The 20,228-nt window shown below is 66.4% G+C and carries 16 protein-coding genes; 4 read left to right on the forward strand and 12 right to left on the reverse strand.

All coding sequences use genetic code 11. The features are described 5' to 3' along the window. Positions 1-3: 3 nt before the first annotated feature. The gene (locus FYJ92_RS05000) at positions 4-498 is read right to left on the reverse strand and encodes a hypothetical protein (RefSeq protein WP_185262868.1); all 495 of its coding nucleotides are present in this window, start codon (positions 496-498) and stop codon (positions 4-6) included. 250 nt (positions 499-748) lie between these two features. On the opposite strand from FYJ92_RS05000, the gene FYJ92_RS05005 reads away from it, so the two are divergent. Further along, positions 749-3,718, forward strand: coding sequence for a BTAD domain-containing putative transcriptional regulator (locus tag FYJ92_RS05005; protein WP_185262869.1), 2,970 nt, complete (start codon positions 749-751; stop codon positions 3,716-3,718). A gap of 16 nt (positions 3,719-3,734) precedes the next feature. Here the strand turns inward: FYJ92_RS05005 and FYJ92_RS05010 are convergent, their stop codons facing one another. Next, the gene (locus FYJ92_RS05010) at positions 3,735-4,286 is read right to left on the reverse strand and encodes a dihydrofolate reductase family protein (protein WP_185263676.1); all 552 of its coding nucleotides are present in this window, start codon (positions 4,284-4,286) and stop codon (positions 3,735-3,737) included. Between the two features lie 252 nt (positions 4,287-4,538). On the opposite strand from FYJ92_RS05010, the gene FYJ92_RS18945 reads away from it, so the two are divergent. Further along, complete coding sequence (locus tag FYJ92_RS18945) at positions 4,539-4,958, forward strand: hypothetical protein (RefSeq protein WP_255482317.1); 420 nt, start codon at positions 4,539-4,541, stop codon at positions 4,956-4,958. Between the two features lie 3 nt (positions 4,959-4,961). Here FYJ92_RS18945 and FYJ92_RS05020 read toward each other — a convergent pair whose 3' ends face one another. The 8 genes from FYJ92_RS05020 to FYJ92_RS05055 all read right to left on the reverse strand — a co-directional run bounded on the left by FYJ92_RS05020 (position 4,962) and on the right by FYJ92_RS05055 (position 15,800). After that, positions 4,962-5,873 carry a diguanylate cyclase gene (locus FYJ92_RS05020; RefSeq protein ID WP_185262870.1) on the reverse strand — a complete coding sequence of 304 codons (912 nt, stop codon included), beginning with the start codon at positions 5,871-5,873 and terminating at the stop codon, positions 4,962-4,964. Next, on the reverse strand, positions 5,870-9,373 hold the full coding sequence (locus tag FYJ92_RS05025) for a response regulator (protein WP_255482318.1): 3,504 nt from the start codon (positions 9,371-9,373) through the stop codon (positions 5,870-5,872). The genes FYJ92_RS05020 and FYJ92_RS05025 overlap by 4 nt, the downstream gene beginning before the upstream one ends. Before the next feature lie 102 nt (positions 9,374-9,475). Continuing rightward, positions 9,476-10,801, reverse strand: coding sequence for a rhodanese-like domain-containing protein (locus tag FYJ92_RS05030; RefSeq protein WP_185262871.1), 1,326 nt, complete (start codon positions 10,799-10,801; stop codon positions 9,476-9,478). A 39-nt stretch (positions 10,802-10,840) separates the two neighbouring features. Continuing rightward, a complete protein-coding gene (locus FYJ92_RS05035) occupies positions 10,841-11,269 on the reverse strand; it encodes a PAS domain S-box protein (protein WP_255482319.1) in 429 nt (142 codons plus the stop codon). Positions 11,270-11,403: 134 nt separating this feature from the next. After that, positions 11,404-12,798 (reverse strand): UDP-glucose/GDP-mannose dehydrogenase family protein, encoded by a 1,395-nt coding sequence (locus FYJ92_RS05040; protein ID WP_185262872.1) that lies wholly within the window; start codon positions 12,796-12,798, stop codon positions 11,404-11,406. Beyond that, complete coding sequence (locus tag FYJ92_RS05045) at positions 12,795-13,949, reverse strand: glycosyltransferase family 1 protein (RefSeq protein ID WP_219729687.1); 1,155 nt, start codon at positions 13,947-13,949, stop codon at positions 12,795-12,797. Before FYJ92_RS05045 ends, FYJ92_RS05040 begins: the two co-directional genes overlap by 4 nt. Before the next feature lie 208 nt (positions 13,950-14,157). Continuing rightward, the gene (locus tag FYJ92_RS05050; protein ID WP_185262873.1) at positions 14,158-14,994 is read right to left on the reverse strand and encodes an HNH endonuclease; all 837 of its coding nucleotides are present in this window, start codon (positions 14,992-14,994) and stop codon (positions 14,158-14,160) included. A 344-nt stretch (positions 14,995-15,338) separates the two neighbouring features. Further along, positions 15,339-15,800 (reverse strand): DUF4383 domain-containing protein, encoded by a 462-nt coding sequence (locus FYJ92_RS05055; protein ID WP_185262874.1) that lies wholly within the window; start codon positions 15,798-15,800, stop codon positions 15,339-15,341. 533 nt (positions 15,801-16,333) lie between these two features. On the opposite strand from FYJ92_RS05055, the gene FYJ92_RS05060 reads away from it, so the two are divergent. Next, positions 16,334-17,650 (forward strand): DUF6350 family protein, encoded by a 1,317-nt coding sequence (locus FYJ92_RS05060; RefSeq protein ID WP_185262875.1) that lies wholly within the window; start codon positions 16,334-16,336, stop codon positions 17,648-17,650. Between the two features lie 42 nt (positions 17,651-17,692). Here FYJ92_RS05060 and FYJ92_RS05065 read toward each other — a convergent pair whose 3' ends face one another. Beyond that, on the reverse strand, positions 17,693-18,121 hold the full coding sequence (locus FYJ92_RS05065; RefSeq protein ID WP_185262876.1) for a hypothetical protein: 429 nt from the start codon (positions 18,119-18,121) through the stop codon (positions 17,693-17,695). 39 nt (positions 18,122-18,160) lie between these two features. Between FYJ92_RS05065 and purN the strand changes: the two genes are divergently transcribed. Beyond that, complete coding sequence (gene purN / locus FYJ92_RS05070) at positions 18,161-18,724, forward strand: phosphoribosylglycinamide formyltransferase (protein ID WP_185262877.1); 564 nt, start codon at positions 18,161-18,163, stop codon at positions 18,722-18,724. Between the two features lie 19 nt (positions 18,725-18,743). Here the strand turns inward: purN and FYJ92_RS05075 are convergent, their stop codons facing one another. Beyond that, positions 18,744-20,096, reverse strand: a complete 1,353-nt coding sequence (locus FYJ92_RS05075) for an MFS transporter (protein ID WP_185262878.1) — start codon at positions 20,094-20,096, stop codon at positions 18,744-18,746. Between the last annotated feature and the right edge of the window lie 132 nt (positions 20,097-20,228).

Below are 20,228 nucleotides of genomic sequence, written 5' to 3' on the forward strand. Positions count from 1 at the left end.
GACTCAGCTGGCCAGTTCGGCGCAGACGTCAACCACTGTGCCGGTACCGGTGAACATGCCTCCGCGTTCGGTTCCGTCGGCGTTGAGGGTCCAGTTGACGGTACCGATGGTGAAGTACACCCCCAGAGGATGCCCGTTTGCCTTAGGAACGGTGATGATGTTGCGTCCCGTCGCGGTAACGTACTGGCCGCCATCGGAGGCTGGCTTAATGTGGGTCACGCCCGAGGCGCCCTCGTAGGTTATGGATTCCCCTGATTTTGCCGTGAGAGTGACAGTCAAGCCCGGCCAGATGATCTTGGCTCGGTCACCGGGCAGGTCGATAACCCCGACCTTGCCGTCAGCCGTCACCAACACTTTGAAGCCCGGGCATGACTCGTAGTATGAGACTGCAATCGGTTGGGGAGCAGCGGCGGCAATAGCCGGGTGGGCGGGCGCGACGAGGGCACCTGCTGCAAGGGCAGACAAGGCCAAGCTGCGAGTAATGCTGCTGGTTTTCATGGGATTTCCTTTCGGACGTATTTCGGGTTGGTTTTCTCAGCGTGGCCCGCAGGGCTTAACCGGTCCTTAATCGCCCGCGGACTACTGGACCCTTCGCCTGCCTCGGGAGCATGATGGGGTTGTTGTGGCCGGAACTTCCAGGCCGCATCGGGTGTCAGGGCGGGCGCTATGGGGTCGCTGGTCGATGAGCTCCGCGGTACAGGGCCGACCAGGTCCGGGCCAGCGGCCGGTCGGTGAGGGGTGCTTGGCGATGGGCGCATTGTGGATCAGGACCCTGGGCCCGCTGGAAGTTGTTGCCGACGGGGCGCCGGTCATTGTGGGCAGGGGGAAGCTGCGGATCGTTCTTGAATGCCTGGCCCTGCGGGCAAACTCGGTGGTCTCCACTGACTTCCTGACTGAAGCCGTCTGGGACGGCCGCCCGCCCGCGCGGCCGGGCCTGCAGCTGCAGGTGTACGCTGCCAACCTGCGGCGCCTGCTCCAACCGGACCGGTCCAAGGGGGTTGCTACCCAGCGCCTGGCAAGCCGGCCGGGCGGTTACCTGCTGACAGTCACCGAGGACGAGCTCGACCTCCTGCAGTTCCGCGAACACGTCACCGCCGGTGAACTGGCCGTGCAGGCAGGGGATTTGGCCGGAGGCACCGAATATCTGCGCCAGGCTGTAGAGCTCTTCAAAGGGGCCGCTTTCCCGGACCTTGCCGACGTCGAGCTTCTGCGCCCGGACCTGGACGCACTGGAGGAAGCCCGGCTGGACGCGCACCAAGACCTCATCGACGTAGAGCTCGCTTTGGGCCGACACGGCACTTTGGTGGGGGAGCTGCAGCGGCTCGTGTCCCGGCATCCATACCGGGAGCGACTGTGGGCCTCACTTGCGCTCGCCTTGTACCGCTCTGACCGGCAGGCCGATGCTTTGGCGGCATGCCGTAAAGCGCGGAGCATCTTCGTCGAGGAACTGGGTATTGATCCCGGTGCACGCCTCCAGGAACTGGAAGGCCAGGTCCTTCGGCAGGAAGCCTTGCTTGCGGCCCCCGCCGCTGACGGACACCGCAGGATCAGGCAACGGCTGGACAACCTCCCGGCCGAACTCACCCCGTTCGTCGGGCGGGATGCAGAGGTAAGAGAGCTGTGCTCAATGTATGCCGCGGAGGGGTGCAGGCTGGTTACCGTAACGGGCGCCGGCGGGACCGGCAAGACCAGGTTGGCCTTGGCAGCAGCGGCCCAGCTCGGTGAGCGAATGGCCGACGGCGTGGGCTGGGTCAATTTCGCACCGCTCACCCAGACTCAACAAGTGCCGGCCGCCATAGTTGCTGCGCTCGGCTTGCAGGACCGGGCCGGAGAAGACCCGCTGAAGGTCGCGGCTCGCTTCTTACACTCGCGCCGGCTGTTGTTGGTTTTGGACAACTTCGAACATCTGGAGGAGGCGTGGCCGGTGGTGCTTGGCATGCTCACCGCCGCCCCCGACCTGCGGATCATGACCACCAGCCGACGAAGACTTGGACTGCGCGCCGAATACGAATATGAGCTCGCACCGTTGGCTCTGCCCCCGATTGACCAGCCCCTCCCGCCGCCTCTGCTACGGGAGGTGCCGGCCGTGAAGCTGCTCCTGGCCCGTGGCCGGGCAGTCCGTCCGCATTTCGATCTCGACCACGGCAACGCGGCTGTTCTGACCCGTCTGTGCCACCGCCTGGACGGCCTTCCGCTGGCAATCGAACTGGCCGCCGCCCAGTTGCGGGATCGCAGTGAGACTGAGCTCCTGGACGACTTGGAGGTCAGCCTTGCCGCGCTGCCGGCAGCCTTCCGCGACCTTCCGGACCGCCAGCGGACAGTCACGGCCACGATCGAGTGGGGCCACCAGCTGTTGCGTAAGGCTGAGCGGCGGCTGTTCGATCAGCTCGGCGTCTTCGCTGGCGATCCGACTATAGCGGCAGTCAATAGCATCTGTGCTCAGCCTCCGGGCACGGAAACGATGCCTGAAGACTTGCTCATCTCCCTAGCCCGCCATAGCCTGTTGCATCGCTATACCGATCCCGCGGGACAAATCCGCGTGTCGATGCTGCATTCGATTCGCGAGTTTGCCCGTGACCGGCTCCGGGTGCTCAACGATGTGTCGGCCGTTCGGCGCCGGCATGCTGAGTACTACCTCGGCCTCGCTGAGTCTGTCGGCCCACAGCTGTGGGGGCGCGAGCAAGTGGACGCCTTCCGGCTGCTGAATGCTGATACACCCGATTTGCGCGCCGCACTGTTGTGGGCAACGGGGCCGGATGGCTCCACGGACCTGGCGCTTCGAATGGTCGGGCAACTCTGGCATTACTGGGAGCTCACCGAGGACGTGGCCGAGCAATGCGAGATCGCCCTCAAGCTGGTCGCGGGCGCACCCGACGCTCCACCTTCGCTCCAAGCCCCTGCACTCAGTGGAGCAGCGACTCTGTGTTGGCTCCTCGGTCGCAACGACGCGGCGGCCGACCTTCACCACCGCGCGCTTGAGGCATTCCAGAGGGCTGGCAACGAAGAAGGCGCCGCCTGGACCACGATGTGCCTGGCCGTGCAGGCGATGGAGCTCAACGACGCCGTCACCGCCCACCAACTCGCTGCCGAAGCATTGGCCATACCTCATGCCAGCCCCCGGACTCGCGCTGCCGCATTCGTTGTTCTGGAGCGGTTAGCCTTCTACGCCGGTGACCACGCGCGAGCCCTTGACCTGAGTCGCGAGAGCGTCAGGCTTGTACGACCGCTCGGCGATCGATGGGCCCTCGGGGTGGTTTTGACTAACCTGGCCGAAAACGCAGAGCGGGCCGGCGAATACGACGCCGCGGAACGGCTGCTCCTCGAGGCGGTCGACGCCGGATTCGAGTTGGGTGCACAGGGCAACCTCGTGGGTTTCCTCGAGTCATTGGCCGGCGTCTACGTGGCCGGGCATGGCGTCGAGCTTGCTATTCGCGTGCTGGCGGCCGCCGACTCCTACCGCACCGACCGGGGCATTCCGCTCTACCCTGCAGAACAGCACCGCATCGAATCGATCATTACCAGGGCGCGCTCCGAGGCCGGTGCGATCGGTTTCGGCCTGGCCTGGACGGCCGGGCAGGCTCTGACCCTCACCCAGATCGTCAAGGACTTGCTCCGCACCAGGCAAGAGGGCAGGCAGCAGGAATCCGTCGCCGACCAGCACATTCATTCACGTTCTGACCAATCTGCAGAAAGTGCCCTGAGCGCGGCGCCGTGGTGACGGCCGCGTTTGCCCGTTATTCGCCCAGCAGGCCGTAGGTGCTGATGACGTTGCCCTTCGTGGTCCGGTACTGGTCCTTCAGGGCGAGCCGCGTCACGGGGTCCCCGTCCTCGAACAGCTTACTGCCGCTGCCGGCCACCACAGGGTGGGTCATCAGGGTCAGCTCATCCAGCAGCCCGGCGAACAGCAATTGGCGCACCACCGAAATGCTGCCGGTCACGGCGATCTCGCCGCCGTCGCGCGCTTTCAGGCCGGCCACGAATTCCTCCAGCGGTCCCTCGACCAGGTGCGAGTTCTGCCACTCGAGCGGCTCGGACAGGGTCCGGGAGGCCACAAACTTCTCCACCGGGTTGATGAAGCCGGCGAAGTCATTGTCCGCGGAGGCTGTTGGCCAGTAGCCGGCCCACTCCTGGTAACTCACGCGGCCCAGCACCACGGTGTCCACGCGTTCCATCATGCCGGTCAGGCCCCGGCCGAGGTCGTCGTCGAAGCTGTCGAACTGCCATCGGAATGGGTCTGACACCACGCCATCAACGGAATGGAACAGGCCGGACGTGACTTTGCGCATAAGGTCCTCCAAGGTCAAGGTCAAGGGCAGATGGCGTCCACAGTATTGGCTGTGCCCTTAAGTACGGAAGCCCCAGCCGGTGCATGAGGCTGTCGAAACCCTGGATCACGATGGGCTGGATCACCGGCCCCAACCTTGCCGCAGTTACGTTCGTCACCACCGCCTGCGTGTTGCGCAAATCCACGGTCCGGCAGCCGCATACTGGTGTTCATGCGGCCTCTCGCCGCACCCCGGCCAGACAGGAGGAAATGCATGGAAACCCTGAAGAAAATCCTACGCAACCAGTACTTCCCGGCGGCCGCGGTGCTGACGGCAGTGTTGCTGTTCTGGGTGATTGCCATGTTCGGCGGGCTCTCGCTGCTGAACAACAACCAGCCGCCCATGGCCACCCTGACCTGGATGCTGTTCGTCTACGCCGCGGCTGTCCTGACGCCGCTGGCAGGCGTCCTGGCCGGCATGGACCTGGTCCGCCGCTGGCGCCGCAACCGCATGTACGCGTTGGTTGAGTTGGAGCAGCCCGCCGAGCCTGAAGCCCCGAAGCAGTCCGCCCCCAAACAGCCCGCGCCGCACCGCCCGGTCACTCAGCAGCAGCCCGTGAAACGCCATCCGGTGCAGCAGCAGCCCGGCAAGAAGCAGCCGGCTCAAACGAAGCAGCGAAAAAAAGCGGCGTAGCCGCTACTGCAGCGCCAGCTCCACCCGGTTCCGGCCGGCCGCCTTGGCAGCATAAAGTGCCGCGTCCGCTTCGCCCAGGAGGGTGGCGGCGTCGGCCCGGTGCTCGGCGGTGAACGCGGAAATCCCGGCGCTTAGCGTCAGCTGCCCCAGCGGGTCCCCGGAGTGGACAATCTCCAGCTCGCGCACGCTGTCCAGTGCCCGCTCCATAAAGGCCTTGGCGCTCAGCTGCGACTGGTTCGGCAGCACCAGCAGGAACTCCTCGCCGCCGTACCGGTACACGCCGTCGCTCCTCCGGGCCGCACCCACCAGCGCCTTCGCCACGGCCCGCAGCGCGAGATCGCCCGCCTGGTGCCCGTAGATGTCGTTGTAGCTCTTGAAGTTGTCCACGTCGCACATGGCCACGCAGTACCCCTCCGTGTACCGCTGGCTGCGCGCATGCAGTTGCCCGAGATCCTCGGAGAGCTTGAGCCGGTTGTGCAGGCCGGTGAGCGGATCGGTCCGCGCCTGCTGCGAAAGCACTTTCCGGTAATGCGCCAGGTCCGCATGCAGCGTAGTCACCCGGAGTGCCACAAGGAGACGCGCATGCAGGACGAACGGGTCCAGCGGCTTCGTGACGTAGTCGTCTGCCCCGGCTTCGAGTCCGGCGAGCACATCGTCCCGGGATCCCTGCGATGTCAGAAGCACGATATACGTGTACAGGTCAGCCTCGCGCGCCCGGATGGCCCGGCACAACGCCAGTCCGTCCATGCCGGGCATCATCCAGTCCGTGACCACAACATCGGGCTGGTGTTCCAGGTACAGGGCCCACGCCTCGTCACCGTCCGCCGCCGTCAGGCAGTCATGCCCGGAGCGTTCGACGGCGGCGCGTGCCACCAGGAGCGAGCCCGGATCGTCATCTGCCACCAGGACTTTCACTGTGCCACCTCCAGCGCTAAGTTGAGTTCAAAGTCCACCCGCACGAGCTCACCTTCCAGCCGGGAGACCAGCTGCGGGCCGCCGTCGAGCTTGCCGCTGCGTCCCATCGCCTCCAGTTCCCCGCACAGTCTGGCGACGGCGGTGGCGCCGATGTTGGCCGCCGCACCCTTAAATGCGTGCGCCGCCTGCGCCAGGGCCGGCCCGCCGCCGTCGGTCACCGCTTCGTGCAACGCCGCGAGACGTGCGGGAACGTCCTTCCGGAATGCTTCCGTCGTGGCGGGAAGCAAGCCCAGGCCGTCCTCCGGGCCGAGGCCGCGCAACATGGCGAGCCGCTCCGCGTCAAGGGCCGGCGCACCTCCGCCGGTGACGGCCAGCAGCTGAGGTGCCTCCAGCTGGGGAGCGTCCTCCAGCCGACTAGCCTCCGGCTCTTGCGGCGTAGAGAGCGGCGCTTGCTCGGGGGCCCAGCGGGCGAGGGCTGCTTCAAGCTCGGCAGCGTCCACCGGCTTGGAGAGGTAATCGTCCATGCCTGCCGCGAGGCAGCGTTCCCGGTCTCCGTCCAGGGCGCCGGCGGTCATGGCGATGATGGGGAGATGGCTGGCCCCGTCGCGCCGCCGGATGACGCGGGTAGCCTCGAACCCGTCCATCACCGGCATGTGGCAGTCCATCAGGACGGCGGCGTACCGCGTACTGGCGGTGGCGGCTACGGCCTCTGCTCCATCGGCAACTACATCCACGGCGTAACCAAACTTGGCCACCGTGGCGCGGGCCACGAGCTGGTTCACTTCGTTGTCCTCCACCACAAGGATGCGGCCCCGTGACGGCGCAGGGGGCCTCCCTCGAAGGGACAGCCCAGCGGAGGAGTGGGCGAGCGGCTCAGACGACAACTCAGCAGTCAGGTCCGCGTCGGAAGGCCGGCCGGACGCGGAAAGCGCCGGGGCGTGGTGTTCACTCGTGGACATCAGCCGGACCAGGCGGTTGTAGAACTCAGAGCTGCGGACCGGTTTCATGAGCCATTCGCGGACTCCGGCGTCGGCGATCTCGGCGGCGTTGACCTGCATGGTGGACGTGAGCATAATCAGCTCGATGTCCGCCAGTGCGGCGTCGGCCTTGAGTTCGCGGGCCAGCTCCAGTCCATCGGTATCGGGCATGCAGAGGTCCAGTACGGCGAGGTGGAAAGGAATGCCGTCCGCTGCGGCTTCGTGGGCGCGGGCCAATGCGGCCCGGGCATCCGGCACCGCCTCCGGCTGCAACTTCCAGCCGCGCAGTTGGGATTCCAGCACCAGGCGGTTGGTGGCGTTGTCGTCCACCACCAGGACACGCAGCCCGGTGAGGAAACCGGCCGCCGGCACGGGATGCGTGGACGGCGGGGCCACGGGCACAGGGATGCGGAACCAGAACGTGCTGCCCTCGCCCGGAGAGCTGTCCAGCCCGATCTCGCCGTCCATGGCCTCAGTGAGCCGGCTGCAGATGGCCAGGCCCAGGCCGGTGCCGCCGTAGCGCCGGGTTGTGGAAGCATCGGCCTGGGAGAAGGATTCGAACAGCCGCGCGTGGTGCGCGGGGTCGATGCCGATGCCGGTATCGCTGACTTCGAAGCAGACCATGGCGGTGGCTCCTGGTTTCGCGTCCGGCGTCTCGGTGGTCACACGGATGGAAACTTCCCCGGCCGCCGTGAACTTCACGGCGTTGGAGGCGAGGTTCAGCAGGATCTGGCGGATCCGGCCGGAATCACCGTGCAGCCTGGCCTGAACGTCCGGTTCGCAGTAGGCGATCAGCTCCAGGTTCTTGGCCCGCGCGGGCTCGGTCAGCAAGCCCGCCACTTCCTCCACCAGGACGCGGGGATCGAAGGCGCGGATATCCAGGTCAACCTTCCCGGCTTCGAGTTTGGAGAAATCCAGGATGTCGTTGATGAGGGACAGCAGCGCCTCACCGGCGCCCTTGACGCCCTGGGCGTACTGCTTTTGCGTTTGGTCCAGCGGTGTCTCCAGCAAAAGTGCCGTCAGTCCCACCACGCCGTTCATGGGCGTGCGGATCTCGTGGCTCATCGTCGCCAGGAACTCGGACTTGAGCCGGCTGGATTCCAGTGCAGCCTCGCGGGCCGCCTCGAGTTCTTTCTCGGCTGCCCTGCGTACAGTCATATCCTGGGCTATGCTCGCGACACCGCGCACACGTTGACCATCGCGGATGGGGGAGGCGGTTATCGCTACCGGGACCCTGGAGCCGTCCTTGCGGACATGCTCGCTTTCGAAGGTCTGGGCTTCGCCACCTGCGGCGACAGAGGCGAGGACTTCCGCCACCCGGCCGCGGCGTTCCGGCGGCAGCAGAAAGCCGGCATGCCGCCCTATCACCTCGGCCGATGTGTAGCCGTAGACCTTTTCAGCACCCGGGTTCCAACTGGAGATCACACCGTCAGGGGTGGTGCCCATAATGGCGTTGGCAGATGAATTCACAATCGCGCCGAGTCCCTCGAGCTCCGCCGTCCGGGCAGCCACCTCCTGCTCCAGCCCGGTGGTGAGGGTGAGGTTTTCGATGATGATCAGCACCTGGCGGACCAGGATGAGGGCCACAGTGATCCTGGCCACCGTCAGCAGGAAGGCGCTCATCGCGCTGACGTGCCCCTGGGCGATCATCATGACGGCCACCAGGATCGGCGCGTAGGGGAGCAGTTCAAGGGCCAGCGCAAACGCCTTGCGGTCCTGCCGGGGTTTCTCCGCATAGGGGAGCAGCGGTGCCAGCGCGATCAGGAGGAAGGCGCCGATCCAGCCAAGGGCGAGGGGCGATCCCGTGACGCCCGTGACGCCGTCGAACGTCAGCTTCACATAGGTGCTGTCGGTGATGGTGAGCAACAGCAGGCCGCCGCCGAAACACATCCACGGCAGCCGTTCGCCGGGCTGCCGGCGCATCCCCAGGGCAAGCACCAGGGACGTGATGACCATGTCCATCACGGGGTAGCCCATGGACGTGAGCCGGGTCAGGAGGTCACCTTCCGCGCTGAACGCCGGGCCCAGCGCCGTGTACCAGCTGACCACCAGGACTGAGCCGGCGATCACCGCGGCGTCCAGCACCGTCCGTGCCAGTCCCGCGCGGGTGGTGCCGCCTGGGCGCCTGAAGCTGAAAAGCGCGAGGGCAGCCGGCACCGAATGCGCGAGGAACAGGGCATCGGCCAAGGAGGGGAACGGGTACACGTGGTCGTTGGTGAGGCCTAGGTAGGTCCACACCGCCATACCGGCCGCCCATACGTAAGCGGCCACCGACATCAGGGTCCAGGCCCGGGCGTTCACCCCACCGCGCCAGGCGGCGCTGGCGCAGCTTCGGCCTGCCAGCACGGCGGCAATGAGGATGGCGAAGTCACCCGCCACCACGGCCGTGGTCGTGCCGCTGTTGGCGGCAAAATACAGTCCAAGAACACCCAGCACAACAGCACCAAGCGCGATCAGCCAACCCAGCCTGGCCGTGCTCCTACTGATGGCGGGACGTTTTTCCAGAAGACCGGTGTGAGACACGCGGATCCCTCCCCATAGGTGCGCCCGTCACCCACAAAAAAGCGAGACCTGGGCCCGCCCGAGACCTGGGCAGAGACGCATCCCTATGATATCCCTCACAAGTCAAGAAGGACCGTACTTCGCGTCCACATGAACTACCTCCCGGCCCGCGCGCTGCAGCAGGCTTGCCGCCACCCCGGAGCGGTATCCGGTGGCGCAGTGCACCCACACCGTGCCCGCCGGAATCTCGGCCATCCGCGGCAGCAGCTCATGCAGCGGGATGTTCACCGCCCCGGCGAGGTGGCCGGCGTCGTACTCATCCGTCCGGCGAACGTCCAGCACCACGTCCGCGGGCCCGCGCCCGTGCAGCATTTCGGTCCAGTCCACACGCGGATAATGCACGACCGCGGTGCCCGGGGCGAGTTCCGACGGGTCCGTTCCGAGGGCGGCATCGGGGGAGTCAATGCCGATGCGGGTCAGGTCCCGGATGGCCTTTTCGACGTCCTCCACTGGTCCCACCAGCGTCAGCCCTTGGTTCCAGGGCAGGACCCAGCCCAGGTATGCGGTGAAGCTGGAGCCGCGGCCGTACTCGAAACTCACCGAGCCCTGCAGATGGCTGCTGGCGAAGGCCACGCGGTGGCGCAGGTCCACCACCCATTCGCCGTCGGCAAGCCGGCGGCTGAGCTCCACCGGATCTACGGATTCCGGTACGGTGAGGTCCGCCGGCCCCGGTCCCGTCCGGTTCGCGGGGGCCATATGCGCGTAGTAGGACGGGTAGGCGGTCAGGTTGTTGATGAGCTCCCGCACAAAGTGGTCCTCATCGGCGTCCGTAAACGCGTGGTTAGCCTCCTGCTGTTCGGCAATCGTGGAGGCGTGGACGCTCGACGCCGGCCCGGACGAACAGAACGAGCCGAACCCGTGCGTGGGGTACAAAGCTGCGTCCGGCTTGGCCTCGGCGGCCAGACGGCGGACCGAGGAGTACTGGGCGTGGGTGAGCCGTTCCGTGTCCTCGCCGCTGACCAGATCGGTGCGCCCCACCGACCCGTACAGCAAGCTGCCGCCCGAGAACACGGCCTGCTGCTCGCCGTCGCTGACCACATAGCTGAGGTGGTGGTGGGTGTGGCCGGGAGTGGCCAGGGCCTTCACGGTGAGCCGTCCCACCTGGGCCGTGCCGCCGTCGGCTATTGGTGTGCGTTCAAACCCGACGTCGTCGTTTGCGCTGACCAGATACTCGGCACCGTGCGCCCGGGCCAGGATGAGCCCGCCAGTGAGGTAGTCGTTGTGCAGGTGGGTTTCAGCAACGTGGGTGATCCGGACGTTGGCGTCCGCGGCCGCGGCCTCCACCCGGTCCGTGTCCCGCTGCGGATCGATGACCAGGGCCACCTCGCCGTCGTGGACCAGGTAGCTGCGGTCCCCGAGCGGCCGTGTTTCGATGACAACGACGTCCATAGGTTCATTGTCCTCCCGCAGGCGGATAACATGCTCCGGTCAGCCGGTCTTTGGCCGCCGTGCCGCCAAGGCTGCCAGGGCGTCTTCCGCCTGCCGCCCGGCCAGCTCCAGCCGATGGCCGGACTCCGGCAGCGAGAAAAGGTATCCCTGCAACGAGTCGCGTGCTCCGGGACGAGACCAGCAAGACCTGGGATCCGCCGTTGTCCAGCCGTGCGCCTGCCACCTCGGCGGCGAACTCTGTACCGTCCCGGTGCAGTCCGTATTCCGGAACCCGTCCGACAGGAGCAGCCCGTGGTCGCTGCCGATCAGCTGATGGCGCGTGTAGCCAAACAGCTTGCTGGCCGCCGCGTTGGCCATTTTGATGGTTCCGTCCGCGTTGACCGTTATGAGTGCGTCCGGGCTGGCATCAAGAAGCGCGCCGAAGTTTTGCGCGCCCACATCTTCGTCCCGCCGCCTGGAACCCCCCATGCGCTACCACCCCCACGCACATCATAAAGGGCGGGTTGTGATCCCGGTACAAAAAATGCGTGACTTTTGAGTGGCCCTTGGGAATGGAGGCCCGGGAATTCAGGCTTCTGCTGGGCCGCGGCGGTGGAAACGGGCTAAGAGTTACGCATTCCCGTCAGGCCAGGCGCGGAAACCTGACCCGCAGCGGCAGCGGCGTTGGTGCCCAGGCCGCGGACCACCCAGCCCTCCGCCTGCCAAGCCACAACGTCCAGTACGTTTCGCGCATCCAGGACCACCCGGCGTCGGACCAAAGCGCCCGCAGCGGCAGGGTCGAGGTGACGGTATTCGTCCCATTCCGTGAGCAAGAGCACCAGCTCCGCACCTTCCAAAGCCCGCGTTGCGGAGGCTTCGAACCGCAGTTGCGGATACCGCAGCCACGCGTGGTTCACGGCTTTCGGATCGGTCACCGTGACGTGCGCGCCGGCGGCTGCCAGTTGGGCCGCGACGTCCAGGGCGGGGGAGTCGCGGATGTCATCGGTTTCTGGCTTGAAGGAGGCGCCGAGGATGGTAATGGCGCGTCCGGAGAGCCCGCCGCCGCACAGCTCCGCGGCAAGCGACACGGTCCGGGTCCGCTGACGGACGTTGATGGAATCCACCACGCCCATCCAGTCGTTGACCGGGTCCACGCCCAGCGCGGCGGCCTGGCTGCGGAGGCTGCGGATGTCCTTGGGCAGGCACCCGCCGCCGAAGCCCAGCCCGGCATGCATGTAGCGGTTGCCGATCCTCGGGTCCATGCCCATAGCCTCGCTGAGTTCGGCCACGTCCGCGCCGGACGCGTCGCACAGTTCGGCGATGGCGTTGATGAAGCTGACCTTCGTGGCCAGGAAGGCGTTGGCGGCCGACTTGATCAGCTCCGCGGTGGCAAAGTTGCACACCAGTCGCGGAATGCCGGCGTTCAGCAGCGGCTCATATACGGCATCCAGCGCAGCCGTCACCCCACGCGGCGCCCCCGTCCTGGGGTTGAACGCCGCGGTGCGTCCGCCCGCCACGCCGTAGACCAGCCGGTCCGGCACCAGCGAGTCCTTCACCGCGGTGCCTTGGCGCAGGAACTCCGGGTTCCAGCCCAGCTGCACGTCCGGCCGCCCTGCAAGGACGCCCTGGAGCATGTCCACCGTGCCCACGGGCACCGTTGATTTACCGACGACGACGGCGCCCCTCGCCAGGTGCGGGAGCAGCGCCTCGGTGGCTGAAACGAGAAAGGTGAGGTCGGCGCCGTCGGACGTTTTGGACTGCGGTGTCCCGACGCACAGGAAGTGGACCTGGGCGCCGGCGGCAGCGGCGACGTCGGTGGAGAACGTGAGGCGGTCGGTGCTGCGTCCGTCACGGAGCAGTTCGTCCAGGCCGGGTTCGAAGAAGGGGGCCAGGCCGCGCCCCAGCTGGTCCACTTTGGCGGCGTCCACGTCGATGCCCACCACGGTGTGGCCCATGGATGCGAGCGTGGCGGCGTGCACTGCGCCGAGGTAGCCGCAGCCGATCACCGATATTTTCACAGGGACGCTACACTTCCGGAGATAGAGGACACAGACAGTACTTCGCGGTATTGCTCCTCGAGCTGGGCACACAGCACCGGCCAAGTCCGTGCCTGGACCGAGGCGTGCGCTGCCGTGGCGAACGCGCGGCGCTTGGCGTCGTCGCCCATCAGGTCCATCACCCGGGCTCGGAAGCCGGCCAGGTCGCCGGGCCGGTACAGCCAGCCCGTGCGGGAGTTTTCCACCAGGTCCAGGGGCCCGCCGCGCCCGGTGGCCACCACCGGTACCCCCGATGCCATTGCCTCCTGGATGGTCTGGCAAAACGTTTCGAACTCGCCGGGATGGACAAAAAGGTCGAAGGACGCCAGCGCCCTCGCCAGCTCCTCACCGCCGAGGAACCCCGTGAACACGGCGTCCGGCAGGGCTTCCTGCAGCGCGGACTGCTGGGGTCCGTCGCCCACAATCACCAGCCTGGAATTCGGGACACTGGCGAGCGCGGCGAGGTCCTCCACCTGTTTTTCAACAGCCAGCCGGCCCACGTAGCCGATGATCCGCTCACCGCCGGGGGCAACCGTTGCCCGCCACCCGGCGTCGCGCTTTTCCGGCGAAAACCGCGCGGTATCCACACCGCGCCGCCACATGCCTACCCGCGGAATCCCGCGGCCGCGCAACTGGTTCAGCGCGAAAGTGGACGGCACCAGGGTCCGGGTGGCCAGCAGGTGGATGTTTTCCACCCGGTTCCACGCCCAGTTCTCCAAGTACGGCACACCATACCGGGCGGCGTAGCTGGGAACCTCTGTCTGGTAGATGGCTATGGTGGGGATCCCCAACTGATGCGCGGCCTGCACTGCACGCCACCCGAGGATGAACGGCGATGCGAGGTGGACAACGTCGGGTGCGTAGTCGGCAAGGATTCGCTTGACCCGGTACACACCGCCCATCGCCACTCGCACGTTGGTGTAGCCGGCCAGCGGAACGGCAGGAACCCGGTGTACCGTTGCGCCGTGAACCACCTCGGCGGGTCCCGCGAACTCGGCGACCGCATGGGTGGAAGGGGCGATGACCAGGACCTCGTGACCCTGGTCCTTCAGGTGTTCAAGCACCCTCAGGATGGAGTGGGTCACCCCGTTCATCAGCGGCAGGAATGACTCGGCAACAATTGCGATCCTCACCCCTCCACGGTGGGCGCGCCGCCTGACGGGGCGGGGTCACGCGGGTTGAGCGGAGGGAAAGGTTGGGTTAACAGATCAGCCCTCGAGGTCAGCCGCCTTCGCAGTGCCGCAGCTGCAGCAGCGGTGGCGTTCGCCTGCGCAGTCAGCTCCGTCCGGCGGGCGTTGGCCGTTCGCACCCGCCCAAGAGTCCAGAGCCCGGGCTGTTTGATTATTTGCCGAGGATCTCGCGGGCAACCCGCTGGGCCTCGATCTCCTCAGGGGCAACGGTGGTTCCGCGGAGGAAGCCCGCGGTGGCCATGAGTTGCCGCAGCTCCGCTTCCGTGCGGGGCGTGGTCACCCCGTGGTGCGCCATGGCGTGGCAGTTGGCGCACAGCGGAACCAGGTCCGTGAGCGGGTCCAGCAGATAGCCGATGCCAAGCTGGGACGCCGGCACCACATGGTGGACATCGATGAAGTCCTTGCCGAGCTTCCCGTACGCCAAATCGAAGGAGAACCCGCAGGCCGCACAGTTGGTGCCGCGGTGCGCGATGCAGGCCCGCCGCGCCTCGGGATCGTGCTCGTAACGGTTGGCGCTGACGCGCACGACGGCGGTCTCCGGGTACGTGCCGGGCACAGGCTGGGTGGGGTCCGGTCCTTGCATTGGCCCGTGTGTGGCCCAAACGCTGCGGATGGCCGCCGCATCGCCAGGTCCGAGCGCCATGCTTTCGGTTTCGGCGCTATCCCATGCGACGCCAGGCACCGCTTCGTCGAGGACCGCGGCGGGCACGTGGTCGCCCAGCGGCATGAGCGCATCGAACGCCACCTGCACGGTGCATTCAGGCTGATCCGGGGTGGGCGCGGACTCCGACAGGACAACGCCATGGCCGATCAAACCGGGACCGTGGGCTCCCATCAGGACCAGCCACACGCCGGTGCCGGCGGCAACGCTTCGGCCCACGCTCCAGGGCTCCGGGTGCAGCCCTGTCGCGGCGACCTGTTCGATAACGGCCGCGTAGTTCCAGCGGTTCCGGCCGGCCGGGTCCCAGCCCAGGATGATGTCGCTCATGGGGCCATTGTTGCAGGCCCAAAGGCCTGTGACGCCTTTGGCGCGGACAGCCACTTGCGGCCCTGACTTCCACGTGCGAACCGGCAGCTAATACCCGCAAAACCGAATTTTGACGTTAGTACTGCCGGTTCGCGTCAGCGGGTGGGCCTCGTTTCCGGACCTCCACGCCCGCTAGCCGCGTACCGTCGGGGCCCCGCGTCGCCGTCGGCGGGTTGCGTGGGCGCAAAGAAGCCGGTGCAGCTGTTCGCGGAACGCGGCAACTGCACCGGCAGTAGGACGAAAATTCAGAACTTATGGATCATTTCTCATTCGCGGCTCCTGTATCCCGGCCTGTCATTTCCGGGCTATTTCCTCTCGCCGGACATGTTCCGTGAGAACAGCCAGCCAGCAGCAACCATCACTGCGCCCAGCACCAAGTGGGTCCAGTTGTCAGCCATGTTGAGCGACAGGAAATTGGCCGCCGAACCCACACCGACACTGAGACCGAAAATGGCGAGGACGATGTACAGTGCGCCTGCCCCGATGAGGAAGTTCCGTGCGCCATGTTCGGTCCGGGCCATCGCCCAGCCCGTGGCACCAATGGCCAACTGCACGATATTGAGCAGCATGGACACCTGGAAGAGGCCAAGGAACATCGCATGGGAATCAGGTCCCAGGAACATCAATTCGCTGTACTGGGTGGTGACGCCGGGGATAAATCCCAGGACACCCACCAACAACAAGACAATACCTGCTCCCATGCCGGCGTTCTGGACGTCTGCGCGCCCAAAATGAACGCCGTGTGCATGTGGGGATGCGGTAGTCATTTTTCTGCCTCCAACCGTGATTGCGGACATTCCAATTTTACGGCGGTCCTGTGAAAAAAGCGCCGGATCAAGCCTGGACAGACTGGACTCCCGATGTCGGCGCCATCACCGGCGGGGGCCTTACCGCCGTCGTCGTCCGCTGCTTCGCCGGGGACTCCGCCGGGGACTCCGCCGGGGACTCCGGCTGCTGGAACTCCGCCTACCTCGTCGCCGGGAACGCCCGCGGGCCGGCCCCTGAACCGCGCCGAGGAGCTCCTGCCCGCGGTGAATGTGAAGCCGTGGCGGGCCACACTCCCGGTGGTGGTGCAGTCGGTGAACAAGGACATGCAGTGCTCCATCGGGGCCGTAGGTGCGTCCTGCCATCTCCTCAGCGACGTGGCACCGCGGGACGCATGGGCTGCGCGCACCTCAGCACCGGACGCGGGTTCATGATCAGCACCGCGGACTACGAACTGTGGTGAGGCACGTCTCGCAGGGAAAATGAGCCAGTCGAAGCCCGGTCCGACGGCCCGGCCGTGACACCATGGGACACGATGAAACTGCGCGCTGATCAGACCGGAGACCGTGGCCTTCCCATGCCCTTGTGGCTGCAGGGAGGCCTCGAAACGGCGCAGGCCGCCATCATCTCCGCGCTCCTGGCGGTGGTACCCATTGTGGCCGTCTGGGCCACAGCCGGGTTCCAGAACACCGCCTTTGATGCCCTGGCCCGCCTCGCCGGCCAGGGCTGGCTGCTGATTCACGGGGTGCCGCTGCAGCTCACCGTTGTCTCCGGTGAGGCTGGCGTAGCCGGCAGTTCAGGCTCCGGCCTGCTGACCCTGGTGCCCCTCGGCCTGACCTTGATTCCATTCCTGCTCGCCTGGCGCGCGGGGCGACGCCTTGCCCGGGCCTCCTATACGGACCAGCTGTGGCAGGCGCTGCTCGGGTCCTGGCTGGTCTACTCGGCGTTCGGCGCGGCCACCGGCTTTGTATGCCGCACCGCCGACGTCGTCATCAACATCTGGTTCGCCATGCTCATCCCGCTGATCCCGTTCGCCCTCGGCATGGTGATCGGGGCCCGACGTGAGGCAGGCTCATGGAGCCGGCTGATCGGCGTCGACGCCGTGGTCTGGATCTCGCGCACCAGTCAGCATTCCCGCTGGGCCGGCTCGTATTTCGGCTCCGCGGCCAAGGCGGGCTGTGTCGCGTTACTGGCGGCGTTTGCGCTCGCAGGTGCGCTTCTGGCGGTGGACCTCTTCATCCACTGGAACCTGGTTATTGCCGTCTATGAAGCGCTCGACGCCGGCGCGGTAGGAGGTGCGGCGCTCACCATCGCGCAGCTTGGGTACCTGCCCAACCTGGTGGTTTTTGCGCTGGCCTGGGTCTCGGGCTCGGGTTTTGCCCTGGGCGTTGGCTCGCAGGTGGGTCCGCTGGGCACCGCCACCGGGCCGCTCCCGTCCATCCCGGTCTTCGCTGCCATCCCGTCGGGTCCGCTGGATTACGGGTTCGTGGCCCTGGCAGTGCCGGTATTGGCGGGTATCCTGGCTGGCTGGTGGTTCCTGCGCGAAGGCGAAAACCACTTTGACGAATGGCTCTCCATCAAGATTGACGCGCGCTGGTTCACGGCCACGGTGTCCACGCTTGCCCTCGGCGCGCTGGTAGGGGTTGTGTCCGGGCTGCTGGCCGCGGGGCTGGCCTGGCTGGCCCGCGGCTCTGCCGGCCTCGGCCGCCTCACCTCCATCGGACCGGACCCCTTGTGGATGGGACTCTGGATTGCCGCGGAGGTGGGCATCGGCGTCGTGATCGGTTACGCGGCCGGACCGTGGCTGGAACGCCAGCAGCACGTGGATGAGGAATCTCAGCTGAGCCGCTAGTCTTTCCTGGCTGCCGCTGGGGCTGGCGTTGGCTTGGGGATGCTACGGGAGCCCGGGCAGCGAGTTTTCCAGCTGGATCCGGCATTTGGAGAGCGCCTGGTCCGTGATGGCCTGCCGCGAGCAGGTCTGAAAGTCCTGGACCTGGCGGAAGAACAGTGCCGTCGTCAGGATGACCAGCAGCAGGATCAGCGACACCACCAGTCCCGAGATGGTGCCGAACAGGACAAGTTTGGACTCCTTGAGCCTGACCGACCGGACCAGCAGGAGGATACCCAGCCCAAAGCTCGCGGCGGTCAGGATGCCGGTGAGCCAGAGGTAGCTGACGTCGAGCTGGTAGACGAAGAAGGCGCCCAATACGGTAACAATAAAGGTCCGGAACAGGTTGCGGGTTTTGGTGAGCGAGTCCTTGGCGGCCTCGCTGAGCGGCTGTTTGGTCCGTTGCTGGCCAGCCGGTTCCGGGGTGTTGTTCATGTTTTCCAGCCTACGCGAGCGTGCCCATAAGCTAGACCCATGCGCATCGTAGTCCTCGTTTCCGGTACCGGGTCCAATCTCCAGTCAGTCATCGACGCCGTTATGGCAGGGGAGCTGGACGTGGAAATCGCGGCGGTGGGTGCCGACCGGGAGGGGACCTACGGCGTCGAACGCTCCTCGGAAGCCGGGCTGGAGACATTTGTGGTCAACTTCAACTCCTTCCCCACGCGCGACGAATGGGATGCCGCGCTGACCGCCCGGGTGGCATCCTACGCCCCGGACGTGGTGGTCTCCTCCGGCTTCATGCGCATCGTCAGCGCCGACTTCATCGCAGCTTTCGACGGCAAGTACCTCAACACCCACCCGGCCCTGCTGCCCGCCTTCCCCGGCGCCCACGGCGTCCGCGATGCCATGGCCTACGGTGTCAAGGTCACCGGCTGCACGGTGCACTGGGCCGACGCCGGGGTGGATACGGGGCCCATCATCGCCCAGGAAGCCGTGGCGATTGAACCGGGGGACACCGAAGAATCCCTGCACGAACGCATCAAGGTCGTGGAGCGCCGCCTTCTGGTCAACACGCTGGCTGCCCTGGCGGCCGCCTGATTTTCGGGCGACGACGGGGCTACTCGAGGCGGCGCTGCTTGGTCTCAGGGGAGAAGAACGCCATCCACAGGACAGCCACCAGCACCAGCCCGCCGGCCAGGGCGAAGGACGTGGCCAGACCTAGCTCGGGCCAGAAGTAGTTCGCGAAAATGAGCGGCCCAAAACCTGCCCCCAGCCGCGAAAACGTCGATGCCCAGCCGAAACCAGTGCCGCGGAGCTCGGTCGGATAGAGCTCTGACACATAGGCGTAGAGCACCGGAATCGCTATCTGCACCACAAAGCCGAACACCAGCAGCCAGAACACCGCCGCCGTCGGGATGTCCACCACAATCGCCACGATCACCAGGGTCAGCGCGGACAGCGGGCCCGTGATGGCAAGGATCCATTTGCGGCCCACACGCTCCACCAGCAGCGCGGCAACAACAACACCCAAAAGCCCAACCGCCGCCATGGACGCCGTGGTCACAAATGCCTTGTATTCGGCGAAACCCGCACCGATCAGGATCCGCGGCATCCATGTCAGGGACAGGTAGTAGACCAGCAGGATGCTGAAGAACAAAGCCCACGCCGCGGTGGTGATCTTCCAGTTGAACTGCCACACCAGCCGCAGCTGGTGCCAGGCGCTGCCCACGGAGAGTCGCGGGACTTCCTGGGCGTCGGGAAGGCTGTAGGCACGGGGTTCGGCACCGGTAGCGGCCACGAGGGCGTCGATGACCTTGGCCGCTTCGTCGCGGCGGCCCTTGCGGATGAGAAACAGCGGTGACTCCGGAACGCTGCGCCTGATCCAGAACACGAGAAGAGCAGGCAGCACCATCACCAGCATGGTCAGCCGCCAGTCGCCGAACACGGCCACGAGCCCGGCTGAGACAAAGCCGGCAAGGGCCGCGCCCATCGGCCACCAGCCGTCCATCGCGGTGAGGACTTTCCCGCGCTGCTTGCGTGGTGTGAACTCTCCCACCAGCGCGTAGTCCACTGGTATGCAGCCGCCCAGACCGAAGCCGGCCATAAATCGGAACACGCAGAACCAGATGAAATCGGGGGAGAACGCGCCCAGCACGGTGAAGAGCGAGAAGATCAGCAGCGTGGCCGTAAACGCCTTCTTCCGCCCGATCGTGTCCGCGATGGTGCCCCACACAAACGCGCCCACGGCCATGCCGATCAGGTTGGACGTACCCACCCAGGCCACTTCGCCGGGGGCCAGGGCCCAGTGCGTCGAGAGCAGCGGAATCAGGATGCCGTTGAGCGTCACGTCCCACGCATCGAACATAAAGCCGAGGCCGCCGATCACGAAGATCCTGCCCTGGACTTTCCAACGCCAGGGCAGTTCCTGGACCACCTGTTCGCCGCTGGGCACAGTGGTGTAAGTATTCATCGCAGCCTCCTGTGAAAACTCTAACCGTGCCCACTGACGTTCACACTGCCGCCGGCAAGCGGGGCAACCTGCGCAACACGATAAACTGGGCCTATCCCCACCAACCGCGGCACTGTTCCGCGAGATCAGACG

Origin of the sequence: Pseudarthrobacter sp. NBSH8 (assembly GCF_014217545.1) — a bacterium.
In the GTDB taxonomy this organism is placed as follows: Bacteria; Actinomycetota; Actinomycetes; order Actinomycetales; family Micrococcaceae; genus Arthrobacter.